This is a genomic window from Duganella sp. CF402, from assembly GCF_900109645.1.
Taxonomy (GTDB): domain Bacteria; phylum Pseudomonadota; class Gammaproteobacteria; order Burkholderiales; family Burkholderiaceae_D; genus Rugamonas.
Genome location: NZ_FOBG01000003.1, coordinates 389,660 through 404,602, shown reverse-complemented (window position 1 = coordinate 404,602; position 14,943 = coordinate 389,660). Strand labels below are relative to the sequence as shown.

The 14,943-nt window shown below is 57.5% G+C and carries 29 protein-coding genes; all 29 read left to right on the top strand.

All coding sequences use genetic code 11. The annotated features are described in order from the left end of the window. The first annotated feature begins 3 nt into the window (after positions 1–3). Positions 4–1,491 (top strand): tryptophan halogenase family protein, encoded by a 1,488-nt coding sequence (locus BMZ70_RS23895; protein ID WP_092280188.1) that lies wholly within the window; start codon positions 4–6, stop codon positions 1,489–1,491. A 46-nt stretch (positions 1,492–1,537) separates the two neighbouring features. Next, a complete protein-coding gene (locus tag BMZ70_RS23890; RefSeq protein WP_092280186.1) occupies positions 1,538–2,386 on the top strand; it encodes a DUF817 domain-containing protein in 849 nt (282 codons plus the stop codon). Positions 2,387–2,466: 80 nt separating this feature from the next. Further along, positions 2,467–2,829, top strand: coding sequence for an antitoxin PaaA2 family protein (locus BMZ70_RS23885; RefSeq protein ID WP_092280184.1), 363 nt, complete (start codon positions 2,467–2,469; stop codon positions 2,827–2,829). After that, entirely contained in the window at positions 2,829–3,116 is a 288-nt protein-coding gene (locus BMZ70_RS23880) for a type II toxin-antitoxin system RelE/ParE family toxin (protein ID WP_092280182.1), read from the top strand. Before BMZ70_RS23885 ends, BMZ70_RS23880 begins: the two co-directional genes overlap by 1 nt. Positions 3,117–3,337: 221 nt before the next feature. Further along, complete coding sequence (gene rplC / locus BMZ70_RS23875; protein WP_092280180.1) at positions 3,338–3,994, top strand: 50S ribosomal protein L3; 657 nt, start codon at positions 3,338–3,340, stop codon at positions 3,992–3,994. Positions 3,995–3,997: 3 nt separating this feature from the next. After that, positions 3,998–4,618, top strand: a complete 621-nt coding sequence (rplD, locus tag BMZ70_RS23870) for a 50S ribosomal protein L4 (protein ID WP_092280178.1) — start codon at positions 3,998–4,000, stop codon at positions 4,616–4,618. Beyond that, the gene (gene rplW, locus BMZ70_RS23865) at positions 4,615–4,929 is read left to right on the top strand and encodes a 50S ribosomal protein L23 (RefSeq protein ID WP_072786811.1); all 315 of its coding nucleotides are present in this window, start codon (positions 4,615–4,617) and stop codon (positions 4,927–4,929) included. The genes rplD and rplW overlap by 4 nt, the downstream gene beginning before the upstream one ends. Continuing rightward, on the top strand, positions 4,929–5,759 hold the full coding sequence (rplB, locus tag BMZ70_RS23860; protein ID WP_092280176.1) for a 50S ribosomal protein L2: 831 nt from the start codon (positions 4,929–4,931) through the stop codon (positions 5,757–5,759). The genes rplW and rplB overlap by 1 nt, the downstream gene beginning before the upstream one ends. 9 nt (positions 5,760–5,768) lie before the next feature. Beyond that, the gene (rpsS, locus tag BMZ70_RS23855; protein WP_050409767.1) at positions 5,769–6,044 is read left to right on the top strand and encodes a 30S ribosomal protein S19; all 276 of its coding nucleotides are present in this window, start codon (positions 5,769–5,771) and stop codon (positions 6,042–6,044) included. After that, entirely contained in the window at positions 6,041–6,373 is a 333-nt protein-coding gene (gene rplV / locus BMZ70_RS23850; RefSeq protein ID WP_174864456.1) for a 50S ribosomal protein L22, read from the top strand. Before rpsS ends, rplV begins: the two co-directional genes overlap by 4 nt. A gap of 9 nt (positions 6,374–6,382) precedes the next feature. Then, positions 6,383–7,162, top strand: a complete 780-nt coding sequence (gene rpsC, locus BMZ70_RS23845; protein ID WP_092280174.1) for a 30S ribosomal protein S3 — start codon at positions 6,383–6,385, stop codon at positions 7,160–7,162. Positions 7,163–7,164: 2 nt separating this feature from the next. Next, on the top strand, positions 7,165–7,584 hold the full coding sequence (rplP, locus tag BMZ70_RS23840; protein WP_092280172.1) for a 50S ribosomal protein L16: 420 nt from the start codon (positions 7,165–7,167) through the stop codon (positions 7,582–7,584). Positions 7,585–7,596: 12 nt separating this feature from the next. Beyond that, positions 7,597–7,788 (top strand): 50S ribosomal protein L29, encoded by a 192-nt coding sequence (gene rpmC, locus BMZ70_RS23835; protein ID WP_092280170.1) that lies wholly within the window; start codon positions 7,597–7,599, stop codon positions 7,786–7,788. Next, on the top strand, positions 7,785–8,051 hold the full coding sequence (rpsQ, locus tag BMZ70_RS23830) for a 30S ribosomal protein S17 (protein ID WP_072786815.1): 267 nt from the start codon (positions 7,785–7,787) through the stop codon (positions 8,049–8,051). The genes rpmC and rpsQ overlap by 4 nt, the downstream gene beginning before the upstream one ends. Positions 8,052–8,316: 265 nt before the next feature. Further along, a complete protein-coding gene (gene rplN / locus BMZ70_RS23825; RefSeq protein ID WP_050409761.1) occupies positions 8,317–8,685 on the top strand; it encodes a 50S ribosomal protein L14 in 369 nt (122 codons plus the stop codon). A 10-nt stretch (positions 8,686–8,695) separates the two neighbouring features. Next, a complete protein-coding gene (rplX, locus tag BMZ70_RS23820; protein WP_092280168.1) occupies positions 8,696–9,010 on the top strand; it encodes a 50S ribosomal protein L24 in 315 nt (104 codons plus the stop codon). A gap of 6 nt (positions 9,011–9,016) precedes the next feature. Further along, entirely contained in the window at positions 9,017–9,556 is a 540-nt protein-coding gene (gene rplE, locus BMZ70_RS23815; RefSeq protein WP_092280166.1) for a 50S ribosomal protein L5, read from the top strand. 6 nt (positions 9,557–9,562) lie between these two features. After that, positions 9,563–9,868: a 30S ribosomal protein S14 gene (gene rpsN, locus BMZ70_RS23810; RefSeq protein ID WP_055937643.1), complete on the top strand. Its 306-nt coding sequence runs from the start codon at positions 9,563–9,565 to the stop codon at positions 9,866–9,868. A 14-nt stretch (positions 9,869–9,882) separates the two neighbouring features. Next, entirely contained in the window at positions 9,883–10,278 is a 396-nt protein-coding gene (gene rpsH / locus BMZ70_RS23805) for a 30S ribosomal protein S8 (RefSeq protein WP_092280164.1), read from the top strand. 10 nt (positions 10,279–10,288) lie between these two features. Continuing rightward, positions 10,289–10,822, top strand: coding sequence for a 50S ribosomal protein L6 (rplF, locus tag BMZ70_RS23800; RefSeq protein WP_092280162.1), 534 nt, complete (start codon positions 10,289–10,291; stop codon positions 10,820–10,822). A gap of 13 nt (positions 10,823–10,835) precedes the next feature. Then, positions 10,836–11,198 (top strand): 50S ribosomal protein L18, encoded by a 363-nt coding sequence (gene rplR, locus BMZ70_RS23795; RefSeq protein WP_092280160.1) that lies wholly within the window; start codon positions 10,836–10,838, stop codon positions 11,196–11,198. A gap of 9 nt (positions 11,199–11,207) precedes the next feature. Continuing rightward, positions 11,208–11,726, top strand: a complete 519-nt coding sequence (gene rpsE, locus BMZ70_RS23790; RefSeq protein WP_072786822.1) for a 30S ribosomal protein S5 — start codon at positions 11,208–11,210, stop codon at positions 11,724–11,726. A gap of 10 nt (positions 11,727–11,736) precedes the next feature. Beyond that, positions 11,737–11,919, top strand: coding sequence for a 50S ribosomal protein L30 (gene rpmD, locus BMZ70_RS23785; protein ID WP_092280385.1), 183 nt, complete (start codon positions 11,737–11,739; stop codon positions 11,917–11,919). Between the two features lie 25 nt (positions 11,920–11,944). Beyond that, positions 11,945–12,376, top strand: a complete 432-nt coding sequence (rplO, locus tag BMZ70_RS23780) for a 50S ribosomal protein L15 (protein ID WP_092280158.1) — start codon at positions 11,945–11,947, stop codon at positions 12,374–12,376. Between the two features lie 31 nt (positions 12,377–12,407). Next, entirely contained in the window at positions 12,408–13,742 is a 1,335-nt protein-coding gene (secY, locus tag BMZ70_RS23775; protein ID WP_092280156.1) for a preprotein translocase subunit SecY, read from the top strand. A 21-nt stretch (positions 13,743–13,763) separates the two neighbouring features. Further along, entirely contained in the window at positions 13,764–13,982 is a 219-nt protein-coding gene (gene infA, locus BMZ70_RS23770) for a translation initiation factor IF-1 (RefSeq protein ID WP_005663428.1), read from the top strand. A gap of 34 nt (positions 13,983–14,016) precedes the next feature. Further along, entirely contained in the window at positions 14,017–14,130 is a 114-nt protein-coding gene (gene rpmJ, locus BMZ70_RS23765) for a 50S ribosomal protein L36 (RefSeq protein WP_005663407.1), read from the top strand. Between the two features lie 27 nt (positions 14,131–14,157). After that, positions 14,158–14,523: a 30S ribosomal protein S13 gene (gene rpsM / locus BMZ70_RS23760; RefSeq protein ID WP_072786826.1), complete on the top strand. Its 366-nt coding sequence runs from the start codon at positions 14,158–14,160 to the stop codon at positions 14,521–14,523. A 14-nt stretch (positions 14,524–14,537) separates the two neighbouring features. Continuing rightward, positions 14,538–14,942, top strand: a complete 405-nt coding sequence (gene rpsK, locus BMZ70_RS23755; protein WP_072786827.1) for a 30S ribosomal protein S11 — start codon at positions 14,538–14,540, stop codon at positions 14,940–14,942. Position 14,943: the final 1 nt, after the last annotated feature.

Here is a 14,943-nt window from a genome sequence, read left to right as displayed (position 1 = left end):
TTCATGCAGAACGTACGACGTGTAGTGATTGCCGGCGGCGGCACCGCCGGCTGGATGGCTGCAGCCGCGCTGTCCAAGACGCTGGGCAAGGTGATCGACCTGACGCTGGTCGAGTCCGACGAAATCGCCACCGTGGGCGTGGGCGAGGCCACCATCCCGACCATGATCACCTTCCACAACCTGCTGGAACTGAGCGAGCCGGAGTTCATGGCGGCCACCCAGGCCACCTTCAAGCTGGGCATCAGCTTCGAGAACTGGCGCGATGTGAACCAGGACTACATCCACTCGTTCGGCACCACCGGCACCGACCACTGGTCGGCCGGCTTCCAGCACTTCTGGCGCAAGGGCGTGGCGCATGGCCTGGCCAGCGACTACGGCGACTACTGCCGCGAACTGAAAGCCTCGCTGCTGGACCGCTTCGCCCACCTGCCCGACAACGGCATGAACTACGCCTACCACCTGGACGCCGGGCTGTACGCGCGCTACCTGCGCAAGTTCAGCGAACCGCTGGGCTGCAAGCGCATCGAGGGCAAGATCGTGCAGGTCAACACCAATCCGGCCAACGGCTACATCAGCTCGCTGACGATGGCCGACGGCTCGCAGATCGAAGGCGACCTGTTCATCGACTGCTCGGGCTTCCGTGGCCTGCTGATCGGGCAGACGCTGGGCGTGGAATACGAGGACTGGTCGCAATGGCTGCTGTGCGACAGCGCGCTGGCGGTGCAGACCGCCTCCACCAGCGCCTTGCCGCCGCTGACGCGCGCGATCGCGCACGGCTCCGGCTGGCAGTGGCGGATCCCGCTGCAGCACCGCGTCGGCAACGGGCTGGTGTACTCGAGCAAGCACATGGACGACGAGACCGCCCACCAAACGCTGATGGGCAACCTGGCCGGCGAACCGCTGATGAATCCCAGGCCGATCCGCTTCACGCCGGGCCAGCGGGTGCAGACCTGGCGCAAGAACTGCGTGGCGATCGGGCTGTCGAGCGGCTTCCTGGAGCCGATCGAGTCGACCAGCATCCACATGATCCAGCGCAGCCTGATCCGCCTGCTGCAAGTGTTCCCGGCCAACGGTCCGCTGTGCCAGAGCGACATCGACGAGTTCAACACGCAGGCGGCAACCGAGGTGCACCACATCCGCGACTTCATCATCGCCCATTACAAAATCACCAACCGCCGCGACACCCAGTTCTGGCGCGACTGCGCGGCGCTGGAAGTGCCGCCGTCGCTGCGCCACCGGATTGATTTGTTCCGCGAATCGGGCAAGGTGTTCAAGGCGGCGCACGAGCTGTTTGCCGAGAACTCGTGGATCCAGGTGATGCTGGGGCAGGGCATCCTGCCGGAGCGCTACCACCCGATCGCCGACCGCATGGGCGAGCAGGAGCTGGCTTACTTCCTCAACAACATCAAATCCTCGGTCAGCACGCTGGCCAACCAGCTGCCGAGCCACGCCGAGTACATCCAGCGCTACTGCCGCGCGCAGCCGCTGTAAAGTTGTCAGGCTGGACACGTCGCAGGCGGCCCGGTAGAGTGAGGCCATGCTGCTTGCGACCATCGACCAACATTTGCTGGACGGCGCCGCCCGTCCGGGCCTGCGCGGCGCGGCGCGCTTTCTGACGGAATTCTGGTATTTCGGTATCAAGGAGGCGCGGGCCTGCCTGTTCGTGGCGCTGTTCTTTGCCGCCGTGTTCCTGGTGCCGCGCGCCGGCCTGTGGGGCGTGCCGCGCTACGACGTGCTGCTGGTGGCGGCGCTGGCCATCCAGCTGTGGATGGCGTGGGCCGGACTGGAAACATGGGATGAGCTGAAAGCGGTCAGCCTGTTCCACGTGGTCGGCTTTGCGCTGGAGGTGTTCAAGACCTCGGGCGCGATCCAGTCGTGGAGCTATCCGGATTTCGCCTACACCAAACTGTTCGGCGTGCCGCTGTTTTCCGGTTTCATGTACGCGGCGGTGGGCAGCTACATCATCCAGGCCTGGCGCCTGTTCGACTTGCGGATACGCCATCATCCGCCGCACTGGATGGCGGCGCTGATTGCCGTGCTCATCTACGCCAACTTCTTCACCCACCACTACATCGGCGACTATCGCTGGTATCTGGCCGCCTGTGCGCTGGGATTGTACGCGCGCACCACGGTGATATTCCGTCCACTGGACCGCGACCTCCAGATGCCTTTGCTGCTGGCCTTCGTGCTGATCGGCCTGTTCATCTGGCTGGCCGAGAACATCAGCACCTTCTGGGGCCTATGGCGCTACCCCAACCAGCTCGGCGCCTGGTCGGCGGTCCACGTCAGCAAGTGGAGCTCATGGTCGCTGCTGGTCATCATGACCTTCACCATCGTGGCCAATCTCAAACACATCAAAGCCCGCATCCACGTACCAGAGAAATAGGACAGATACCCGGCTGCACCACCTCAAACCGCGCTATTCGCGCTGTGCTAGATTGGCTCTCTTAACCGATGGGAGGCAATATGAAAACCCAAACCATAGAACCTGCCGCGCTCGCCAAGTTGGCGAGCGCGAAGGATGAGTTCAGCGTATTGGTCGAGCCCGACGATCTTGGCTGGGTTGTGTATGTACGTGGCGAGCAAGGCGACCGCATCTTGCTCGATTTAGAGAGCAAAGCTGCTGCGGTATTTGATGCGCTTGAAGAGGTCGAACAACGCTTGCACGCTTTGGGGGTCGAGCACTTCGAGGTCAAGGAAATGGAAAAGGAGGAGGGGTACGACGAGTGGTTGCTTGCTGAGATACAGGACGCGCTCGACGATCCTTCGCCACCGGTTCCGCATGAGGAGGCCATGCGCCGGATTCGGGCTGCAATCAAGGCCAAATAATGGCCGCCTTGCGCCGGCTGCACTGGAGCGAGACGGCAATTCGTGATCTGACCCGGATAGGGCGGCGCGTTGCCGTTGCTAGTCCTGCAAGTGCAGACAGACTCGTTGACCAGATCGAGGCCAAGGTCGAGGTGCTGGCCGCGTTTCCAGAAATCGGCCATGCCGGGACCAAACCCGGCACCCGTGAGCTGGTGGTTCATCCTCATTATTTCATCATTTATCGCATTCTGCCGGATGGCGTACACGTGCTGCGCGTTAAACATTCGGCAAGAAAACGGCCGGCCTGAGCGAGCCGCCAGGCCGCATGGCGGCTGGTTTTGGCGCCGTTTTCCCAACAGCGTCGGCGGGCGCGTCAAAAAGCTGACATACCTCGTACTAAGTTGTTGCGTCAACCCCCAAATCAAGATACACTAGCCGGCTTCGGTATGGATTCGTCTTTTTATTGGTCCGTACTATTTTTGTAGTTCAACATATCCCCGCCCAATCGTAGGTGGGAATTGGAGAAAAAATGAGCCTTGGCCTCCTCGGTCGCAAGGTTGGTATGATGCGCATCTTCACCGATGACGGGGACTCGATCCCAGTCACCGTGGTTGACGTATCGAACAACCGTGTTGCGCAAATCAAAACTCCTGAAGTGGATGGTTACTCCGCTGTTCAGGTCGCATTCGGTCAACGTCGCGCTTCCCGCGTGACCAAAGCCGTTGCTGGTCACCACGCTAAAGCCGGTGTTGAAGCTGGTACTCTGCTGAAAGAGTTCCGCGTTGACGCTGCTAAAGCTGCCGAACTGAAAGCTGGCGAAGTGGTCGCCGCTTCGCTGTTCGAAGTCGGTCAGAAAATCGACGTTCAAGGCGTATCGATCGGTAAAGGCTATGCCGGTACCATCAAGCGTCACAACTTTGCTTCGGGTCGTCAGACCCACGGTAACTCGCGTTCGCACAACGTTCCAGGTTCGATCGGTATGGCGCAAGATCCAGGCCGCGTGTTCCCTGGTAAGCGCATGACCGGTCACATGGGTGACGTCACCTGCACCGTGCAGAACCTCGAAATCGCCCGTATCGACGCCGACCGTCAGCTGCTGCTGGTCAAAGGTGCGATCCCTGGCGCGAAAAACGGCCAGGTTGTGGTGTCGCCTGCTGTCAAAGTTAAAGCAAAGAAGGGAGCTTAAACGATGGAACTCAAGCTCTTGAACGCTCAAGGTCAAGCCGCCTCTAACGTTGCTGCCGCCGATACCGTCTTCGGCCGTGACTACAACGAAGCCCTGATCCACCAGATCGTCGTTGCCTACCAAGCCAATGCTCGCAGCGGCAACCGTAAGCAAAAAGACCGTGAAGAAGTCCACCACACGACCAAAAAGCCTTGGCGCCAAAAAGGTACCGGCCGCGCTCGTGCTGGTATGTCGTCGTCGCCACTGTGGCGCGGCGGTGGTCGCATCTTCCCGAACTCGCCTGACGAGAACTTCACCCACAAAGTGAACAAGAAGATGTACCGCGCTGGCGTGTGCTCGATCCTGTCGCAACTGGCCCGTGAAGACCGCCTGGTCGTGATCGAAGATCTGTCGATCGAAGCACCAAAAACCAAGCTGCTGTCGCAAAAGCTGACCGGCCTGGGCTTCGACTCCGTGCTGATCATCACCGACACCGCGAACGAAAACCTGGAACTGGCTTCCCGCAACCTGCCGAACGTGCTGGTTGTCGAGCCGCGTCACGCCGATCCTATGTCGCTGGTCTTCTACAAAAAGATCCTGGTGACCAAGGCTGCGCTGGCTAAGATTGAGGAGATGCTGGCATGAGCGCATTGAAATTTAGCGAAGAACGCCTGCTGAAAGTACTGGTTGCTCCAGTGATTTCCGAAAAGGCCACCCTGGTCGCGGAAAAGAACGAGCAGATCGTGTTCCGTGTTACCACCGACGCGACCAAGCCAGAGATCAAGGCTGCCGTCGAACTGCTGTTCAAAGTCCAAGTGGAATCGGTGCAAACCGTCAACCGCGAAGGCAAGCAAAAGCGTTCGGGCGCCCACATCGGCCGCCGCAACCACACCAAGCGTGCTTTCGTGTGCCTGAAACCAGGCCAGGAAATCAATTTCACCGAGGAGGCTAAATAATGGCACTCGTTAAGATGAAGCCAACCTCCCCAGGCCGTCGTGGCATGGTGAAAGTTGTGAACTCGGACCTGTTCAAAGGCCGTCCGTTCGCAGCTCTGGTTGAGAAAAAATCGAAAACTGCTGGCCGTAACAACAACGGTCACATCACCACCCGTCACATCGGTGGTGGTCACAAGCAGCACTATCGCGTGATCGACTTCAAGCGTAACAGCAAGGACGGCATCCCGGCGAAAGTGGAGCGTATCGAATACGATCCTAACCGTACCGCGCACATCGCTCTGCTGTGCTACGCCGACGGCGCCCGTGCTTACATCATCGCCACCAAAGGCATGGCTGTGGGCGATACCGTGATGAACGGTTCGGAAGCCCCGATCAAGGCCGGTAACTGCCTGCCGATCCGCAACATCCCGGTCGGTACCATCATGAACTGCGTCGAAATGCTGCCAGGTAAAGGTGCCCAGATGGCCCGTACCGCCGGCGCCGGCGTGGTGCTGATGGCGCGTGAAGGTACCTACGCTCAAGTGCGTCTGCGCTCGGGTGAAGTGCGTCGCGTGCACATCGAGTGCCGTGCAACCGTGGGTGAAGTCGGCAATGCCGAACACAGCCTGCGTAAGATCGGTAAAGCTGGTGCCATGCGTTGGCGCGGTGTTCGTCCTACCGTTCGCGGTGTGGTCATGAACCCGATCGACCACCCGCACGGTGGTGGTGAAGGCCGTACCGCAGCTGGTCGTCATCCTGTGTCCCCGTGGGGCCAACAGACCAAGGGTAAGAAGACTCGCAGCAACAAGCGCACTTCTTCGATGATCGTCTCGCGCCGCGGCAAGAAATAAGGATAAATCATGACTCGTTCATTGAAAAAAGGGCCGTTCTGTGACGCCCACCTGGTGAAAAAAGTCGAAGCCGCGCAAGCGACCAAAGACAAAAAGCCAATCAAAACCTGGTCCCGTCGCTCGACCATCATGCCTGACTTCATCGGCCTGACGATCGCTGTTCACAACGGCAAGCTGCACGTGCCAGTGTACGTTTCCGAGAACATGGTTGGTCACAAGCTCGGCGAATTCGCGCTGACCCGCACGTTCAAAGGCCATGCCGCTGACAAGAAGGCGAAGAAATAATGGAAACCAAAGCTATCCTCAAAGGCGTGCGCCTGTCGGACCAAAAGGGCCGTCTGGTTGCTGACCTGATCCGTGGCAAGAAAGTTGACGCTGCACTCAACATTCTGCAGTTCAGCCCGAAAAAAGGCGCCACCATCATCAAGAAAGTGCTGGAGTCGGCTATCGCCAACGCCGAGCACAACGATGGTGCCGACATCGACGAACTGTTCGTGAAAACGATCTACGTTGAAAAGGGCCCGATCCTGAAGCGCTTCACCGCGCGTGCAAAAGGTCGTGGCGATCGTATCTCGAAACAATCGTGTCACATTTACGTGACCGTCGGTAACTAAGGAGCCAAGATGGGTCAGAAAATTCATCCAACTGGTTTCCGCCTGGCGGTAACCCGTAACTGGGCTTCGCGTTGGTACGCTGGCAATGGTAACTTTGCCGACATGCTGAACGAAGACCTGAAAGCACGTACCTACCTGAAGACCAAGCTGAAGAACGCTTCGGTTGGCCGCATCGTCATCGAGCGCCCAGCCAAGAACGCGCGTTTCACCATCTACAGCTCGCGTCCAGGCGTTGTGATCGGCAAAAAAGGCGAAGACATCGAAGTACTGAAGTCGGCGCTGGGCAAGATCATGGGCGTGCCGGTGCACGTGAACATCGAAGAAATCCGCAAGCCGGAAATCGATTCGCAGCTGATCGCTGACTCGATCGCTCAGCAGCTCGAAAAACGTATCATGTTCCGTCGCGCCATGAAGCGCGCGATGCAGAACGCGATGCGTCTGGGCGCCCTGGGCATCAAGATCATGTCGTCGGGTCGTCTGAACGGCATCGAGATCGCCCGTACCGAATGGTATCGCGAAGGCCGTGTGCCACTGCACACCCTGCGCGCTGACATCGACTACGGCACCTCGGAAGCCTCGACCACCTACGGCATCATCGGTGTCAAGGTGTGGGTCTACAAGGGTGACCGTTCGGCCACCGGCGAAGCCCCAGTGATCGATACCCCGCCAGACGAGAAAAAGCCACGCGGCCCACGTCGTGAAGACGGCAAGCCAGCTGGTCGTCCACGCCCAGCCGGTGCTGGTGGCGCCCGCCGCGCTGCCAAGCCAGCCGAGAAAGCAGGAGAATAATCATGCTGCAACCAGCACGCAGAAAGTATCGTAAAGAGCAGAAAGGCCGTAACACCGGCATTTCGCACACCGCCGGCACCAACGTGTCGTTCGGCGAGTTCGGTCTGAAGGCCGTGGCTCGTGGCCGTATCACTGCCCGTCAAATCGAAGCAGCGCGTCGCGCCATGACCCGTCACATCAAACGTGGCGGCCGTATCTGGATCCGCGTCTTCCCAGACAAGCCGATCTCGAACAAGCCAGCCGAAGTCCGTATGGGTAACGGTAAAGGTAATCCAGAGTACTACGTCGCTGAAATCCGCCCAGGCAAAGTCCTGTACGAGATGGACGGCGTAGGCGAAGAACTGGCGCGCGAAGCATTCCGCCTGGCCGCTGCCAAACTGCCACTGGCGACCACTTTCGTGGTCCGTCAAGTTGGTCAATAACAGGAGTGAAATATGAAAGCATCTGAACTCCGCGGCAAAGACCAGGTAGCTCTGCAAAAAGAGCTGAATGACCTGTTGAAGGCACAGTTCGGCCTGCGTATGCAAACCGCTACGCAACAGCTGAGCAACACCTCGCAGCTCAAGAAGGTACGTCGCGACATCGCACGCGTAAAAACGGTATTGAACACGAAGGAAGCAAAATGACCGAGCAAGTAAAGCTGAAGCGTACGCTGATCGGTAAAGTTGTGTCCGACAAGATGGACAAGACCGTTACCGTTCTGATCGAACGTCACGTGAAACACCCTCTGTATGGCAAGATCATCGTTCGTTCGGCAAAGTATCACGCCCACGACGAGACCAACCAGGTGAAAGCCGGTGATACGGTGGAAATCACCGAAGGTCGTCCGATCTCCAAAACGAAGGCATGGACCGTGACCCGCGTGGTGCAAGCCGCGCAAATCGTTTAATTGAAGTCGTCGCTGCCCGGATCCAGGTCCGGGCGGCGATTTTCAATTAGTTCTTGCAAGCCCGCGAGTTGTGTGTAATACTCGTGGGCTTCGTTCATGTAACGCCGCAAAGTGTCTGGCCACAGACGCTGAACCGTGCGGTCAGTAGCAGTTCGAAGGTCAAGCACCCAAGCAGCGGAGTCAGCAGACTCTTCTGGCGGGACCAAGACTGACCGCAGGTCCGCATTGTGTGGATTCTTCGGCTTAAGTTGGGAAAGAGAATATTATGATTCAAACTGAAAGCCGGCTCGAAGTAGCCGACAACACCGGTGCCAAGGAAGTCATGTGCATCAAGGTGTTGGGCGGTTCCAAGCGCCGTTATGCTGGCATTGGCGACGTGATCAAAGTAACCGTTAAGGTTGCTCAGCCACGCGGCCGTGTCAAAAAAGGTGAAATTTACAACGCCGTGGTAGTGCGCACCGCTAAAGGTGTTCGCCGCCAAGACGGTTCCCTGGTGAAGTTCGACGGCAACGCCGCCGTGCTGCTGAACGCCAAGCTGGAACCGATCGGTACGCGTATCTTCGGACCAGTGACGCGCGAACTGCGCACTGAAAAGTTCATGAAGATCGTGTCCCTGGCACCTGAAGTACTGTAAGGAGTCAGTAATGGATAAGATTCGTAAAAACGACGAAGTCATCGTTCTGGCCGGTAAAGACAAGGGCAAACGCGGTGTCGTTTCGCGTCGCGTAGACGCAGAACACGTTGTGGTTGAAGGCGTCAACGTTGCTAAAAAAGCGACCAAGCCGAACCCAATGACTGGCGTACAAGGTGGTATCGTCGACAAGACTATGCCGATTCACGTGTCCAACGTTGCATTGTTCAATGCAGCGACTGGCAAGGCAGACCGTGTTGGTTTCAAAGAAGTGGACGGCAAAAAAGTCCGCGTCTTTAAATCGTCCGGCGAAGTAGTGAAGGCTTAAGAAATCATGGCACGTCTCCAAGAATTCTATAAAGAAAAAGTCATCGCTGACCTGACCGCTAAGTTCGGTTACAAGTCGGTGATGGAAGTTCCACGCCTGACCAAGATCACCCTGAACATGGGTGTGGGTGAGGCCATCGCCGACAAGAAAGTGCTCGAGCACGCTGTTGGCGACCTGACCAAGATCGCCGGCCAGAAGCCAGTGACCACCAAGGCCCGTAAAGCAATCGCCGGTTTCAAAATCCGCGAAGGCTATCCGATCGGCACTATGGTGACCCTGCGCGGCGCCCGTATGTACGAGTTCCTGGACCGCTTCATCACCGTGGCCCTGCCACGCGTGCGTGACTTCCGCGGTGTGAACGGCAAGGCATTCGACGGCCGTGGCAACTACAACATCGGTGTGAAAGAGCAGATCATCTTCCCTGAGATCGAGTACGACAAGATCGATGCGCTGCGTGGTATGAACATTTCGATCACCACCACCGCTAAGACCGACGACGAAGCGAAAGCTCTGCTCGCCGCCTTCAAATTCCCGTTCAGGAACTAAGAGATCATGGCAAAACTCGCACTGATTAACCGTGAACAGAAACGTGCTGACCTGGTAGCCAAGTTCGCTGCCAAGCGCGCCGCTCTGAAGGCCATCATCGATGACCAGACCAAGTCGGAAGAAGAGCGTTACGAAGCGCGCCTGAAACTGCAGGCCCTGCCACGTAACTCGGCCCCGACCCGCCAGCGCAACCGCTGCCAGGTAACCGGTCGTCCGCGCGGCACCTTCCGTAAATTCGGTCTGGGCCGTATCAAGCTCCGTGAATTCGCCATGCGTGGTGAAATTCCGGGTATGACTAAAGCTAGCTGGTAATAGGAGAATAAGCAATGAGTATGAGCGATCCTATCGCCGATATGCTGACCCGCATTCGCAACGCCCAAGGCGTTCAAAAAACGACCGTGGCCATGCCATCGTCGAAAGTCAAAGTAGCGATTGCCAACGTCCTCAAGGACGAGGGTTACATTGAAGATTTCGCTGTCGCCGAAGCCGGTGGCAAGTCGGAACTGAAAATCGGTTTGAAGTACTACGTAGGCCGTCCTGTTATCGAGCGTCTGGAACGTGTTTCGCGTCCAGGTCTGCGCGTGTACAAAGGCAAAGACGAGATCCCTTCGGTAATGAACGGTCTGGGTGTGGCGATTGTATCGACCCCACAAGGCGTCATGACCGACCGTAAAGCACGCGCTACCGGTGTCGGCGGCGAAGTGATTTGCTACGTGGCCTAAGGAGTAAGACATGTCCCGAGTAGCTAAAATGCCAATCGCTGTGCCAGCTGGCGCTGAAGTCGCCATCTCCGCAGCAGCGATTACCGTCAAGGGCCCGCTGGGCGTCCTGACCCAGAGCCTGAACGGCCTGGTAAAAGTTGAAAACAATGCTGGTACCCTGAGCTTTGAGCCGTCGAACGACAGCCGCGAAGCCAACGCCATGTCCGGTACGCTGCGCGCACTGGTCAACAACATGGTCAACGGTGTGACCAAGGGCTTCGAGAAAAAGCTGAACCTGGTGGGCGTGGGCTACAAAGCCCAGGCCGCCGGCGACAAGCTGAATCTGTCCCTGGGCTTCTCGCACCCAGTGGTGCACGCCATGCCAGAAGGCGTGACCGTGACCACCGCCACCCCGACCGAGATCGTCATCAAAGGCATCGATCGTCAAAAGGTGGGTCAGGTTGCTGCAGAAGTTCGTGCTTACCGCGCTCCGGAGCCTTACAAAGGCAAGGGCGTCCGTTATTCGGACGAAGTGGTTAAGATCAAAGAAACTAAGAAGAAGTAATTAGGGGCTGACGATGGATAAAAAAGAATCTCGTCTGCGTCGCGGACGTCAAACCCGGATCAAGATTGCGCAACTGAAAGTGAACCGCCTGTCGGTACACCGCACTAACCTGCACATCTACGCAAACCTGATCAGCCCAGAAGCCAAAGTACTGGTTTCGGCCTCGACCCTGGAAGCGGAAGTACGCGCTGAACTGGCAGGCAAATCGGGCAAGGGTGGCAACGCCGCCGCCGCCGCACTGGTCGGCAAGCGCGTAGCAGAAAAAGCACTCAAAGCCGGTATCACCGAAGTCGCCTTCGACCGTTCCGGTTTCCGTTATCACGGCCGTGTGAAGGCGCTGGCTGAAGCCGCGCGTGAAGCCGGTCTGAAGTTCTAAGGAACGATCATGGCAAAAATGCAAGCAAAAATGGCAAGCGACAAGCCGGATGATGGCATGCGCGAAAAAATGATCGCGATCAACCGCGTGACCAAAGTGGTCAAGGGTGGTCGTATCATGGGTTTCGCCGCGCTGACCGTAGTGGGTGACGGCGATGGCCGCATCGGCATGGGCAAGGGCAAGTCGAAAGAGGTACCAGTCGGTGTGCAGAAGGCAATGGAAGAAGCCCGTCGCAACCTGATCAAAGTACCACTGAAGAACGGCACGCTGCACCACACCGTCCTGGGTCGCCACGGCGCCTCGAAAGTAATGATGTCGCCTGCTAAACCAGGTACCGGCGTCATCGCTGGCGGCGCAATGCGCGCAATCTTCGAAGTCATGGGCGTTACCGACGTGGTCGCGAAATCGACCGGTTCGAGCAACCCGTACAACCTGGTTCGCGCCACGCTGGACGGCCTGGCTAAACTGAGCACTCCTGCTGACATCGCTGCTAAACGCGGCAAGTCGGTAGAAGAGATCCTGGGCTAAGGTGAACGACATGACTACGAAAACCCTCAAAGTACAACTGGTCAAGGGCCTGATCGGCACTCGTCAAGATCACCGCGCTACCGTCAAAGGCCTGGGCCTGCGTCGCGTAAACTCGGTCGCCGAGCTGCAAGACACCCCATCGGTACGCGGCATGATCAACAAAGTGTCGTATCTCGTTAAAGTAGTTGCGTAAGCCTCGGCTTACTCACGGAGAAATCATGGAACTGAATACCATTCAACCAGCCGATGGCGCTAAGCACTACAAGCGTCGCGTCGGCCGCGGTATCGGCTCCGGCCTGGGTAAAACCGCAGGCCGCGGCCACAAGGGTCAGAAATCGCGTTCGGGCGGCTTCCACAAAGTCGGCTTCGAAGGCGGTCAGATGCCTCTGCAACGTCGTCTGCCTAAGCGCGGTTTCAAGTCGCTCAACGCCACCTTCAAAGCTGAAGTGCGTCTGTCCGACCTGAACAACCTGGCTGTTGGCGATGTCGACATCCTGGTGCTGAAACAAGCTGGCGTACTGAGCGTGCTGGCACGCGACGTGCGCGTCATTCTGTCCGGCGAGATCACCAAAGCGGTGAACCTCAAAGGCCTGAAAGTGACCGCTGGCGCGAAAGCCGCCATCGAAGCAGCCGGCGGCTCGGTAGCTTGAGCCACCGCTAACAGCTTGATCGGAGCGAAAATTGGCGACTAATCCACAATTGGCTAAAAGTGCAGCAGCTGGTTTCCCTTGGGGCCGGCTCTGGTTCCTGCTTGGCGCATTGGTGGTTTATCGTATCGGCGCTCACATCCCGGTTCCCGGGATCGATCCGGTACAATTGGCCGCGCTGTTCAAGTCGCAAGAGGGTGGCATCCTGGGCATGTTGAACATGTTCAGCGGTGGCGCTCTCGCGCGCTTCACGGTGTTTGCGCTGGGTATCACGCCGTACATCTCGGCCTCGATCATCATGCAGTTGGTGTCGATCGTGTCGCCGCAGATGGAGGCGTTGAAGAAGGAAGGCGAAGCAGGCCGACGCAAGATCACGCAGTACACCCGTTATTTCACGGTGGTGCTGGCGGCGTTCCAGGCGCTCGGTATTGCAGTTGCTTTGGAGTCGCAGGCAGGTCTGGTGCTGGATCCAGGCTATGCATTCCGTTTCGTGACGGTCGTTACGCTGTTGACCGGCACCATGTTCGTGATGTGGTTGGGCGAGCAAATTACCGAGCGCGGTCTCGGTAATGGTATCTCGATCATCATTTTCGCAGGTATCGCAGCCGGTTTGCCGGGCGCGCTGGGTGGCCTTGGCCAGTCGGTGAGCAACGGTTCGATCGGTGCGCTGTCGGCGATCATCATCATGATCCTGGTGGTGGCGGTGACGTTCCTGGTGGTATTCGTGGAACGTGGCCAACGCAAGATCCTGGTCAACTATGCGAAACGCCAGGTGGGTAACAAGATTTACGGTGGCCAAACCTCGCACCTGCCATTGAAGTTGAATATGGCCGGCGTGATTCCACCGATCTTCGCTTCGTCGATTATCTTGTTCCCGGCTACGATCGTAGGCTGGTTCACCACGGGCGCCGATACGGCCAACCCGGCGGTCCGGTTCTTGAAAGATTTGGCAGCATCGATGGGGCCAGGCGAGCCCATCCACGCACTGTTGTATGCCATTGCGATCGTGTTTTTCTGTTTCTTCTATACAGCGCTGGTCTTCAACAGCAAGGAAACAGCAGACAACTTGAAGAAGAGCGGGGCCTTTGTGCCAGGGATTCGTCCCGGTGAGCAGACTGCCCGCTACATCGACAAGATTCTGACGCGATTGACACTGGCTGGCGCCATCTACATCACTCTGGTGTGTTTGTTGCCGGAATTCATGCAAGCCGAGTGGAAGGTACCGTTCTATTTTGGTGGTACTTCTCTGTTGATTATTGTGGTTGTGACTATGGACTTCATGGCGCAAGTACAAAACTACGTGATGTCGCAGCAATATGAATCGCTGCTGCGCAAAGCAAACTTCAAAGGCGGAATTCCGACGCGATAAGCGCGGTTTCACATACACCGAATGGCAAAAGACGACGTCATACAGATGCAGGGTGAGATCTTAGAAAATCTCCCTAATGCAACATTTCGAGTAAAGCTGGAAAACGGGCACGTGGTGCTGGGACATATTTCAGGTAAAATGCGGATGAACTATATCCGCATCCTGCCTGGCGATAAGGTGACGGTCGAACTGACACCTTACGACCTGTCCCGCGCCCGCATTGTGTTCCGGACCAAGTAATTTTAGATAATCGAACCTTAGAAGAGAGTTCAACATGAAAGTTAACGCCTCAGTCAAGCGGATCTGCCGCAACTGCAAGATCATCAAGCGCAAGGGCGTTGTTCGCGTAATCTGCGTCGAACCACGTCACAAGCAGCGTCAAGGTTAATAACCGTTATTTATCGAGGAATAACGAATGGCACGTATTGCAGGGGTTAATATCCCAAATCATCAGCACACCGTTATCGGCTTGACCGCCATCTACGGTGTAGGCCGTCCACGCGCGAAGTTCATCTGCGCGCAGACCGGTATTGCGACCAATAAAAAGGTCAAAGACCTGGACGACAGCGAACTGGAAAAGCTGCGCGATGAAGTAGCAAAATTCATCGTCGAAGGCGATCTGCGTCGCGAACTGTCCATGAACATCAAGCGTTTGATGGACTTGGGTTGCTACCGCGGTATGCGTCACCGTAAGGGCCTGCCGGTCCGCGGTCAACGCACCCGCACCAATGCACGTACCCGCAAGGGCCCGCGCAAAGCCGCTCAATCGCTCAAGAAATAATCTAGGGAAATCACATGGCTAAGCAACAAAGCAGCGCAGCAGCAGCTCGCGTACGCAAGAAGGTCAAGAAGAACGTTGCGGAAGGTATCGCACACGTTCACGCTTCCTTCAACAACACCATCATCACCATCACCGACCGTCAGGGCAACGCGCTGTCGTGGGCGACCTCCGGTGGTGCTGGCTTCAAGGGTTCGCGTAAATCGACCCCGTTCGCAGCGCAGGTTGCTGCTGAAGCCGCTGGTAAAGTCGCGATCGAATGCGGCGTGAAGAACCTGGAAGTGCGCATCAAGGGCCCAGGCCCAGGCCGTGAATCGGCTGTGCGTGCACTGAACAACCTGGGCATCAAGATCACCGAGATCCAGGACGTGACGCCAGTTCCACACAACGGCTGCCGCCCTCCAAAGCGTCGTCGTATCTAAT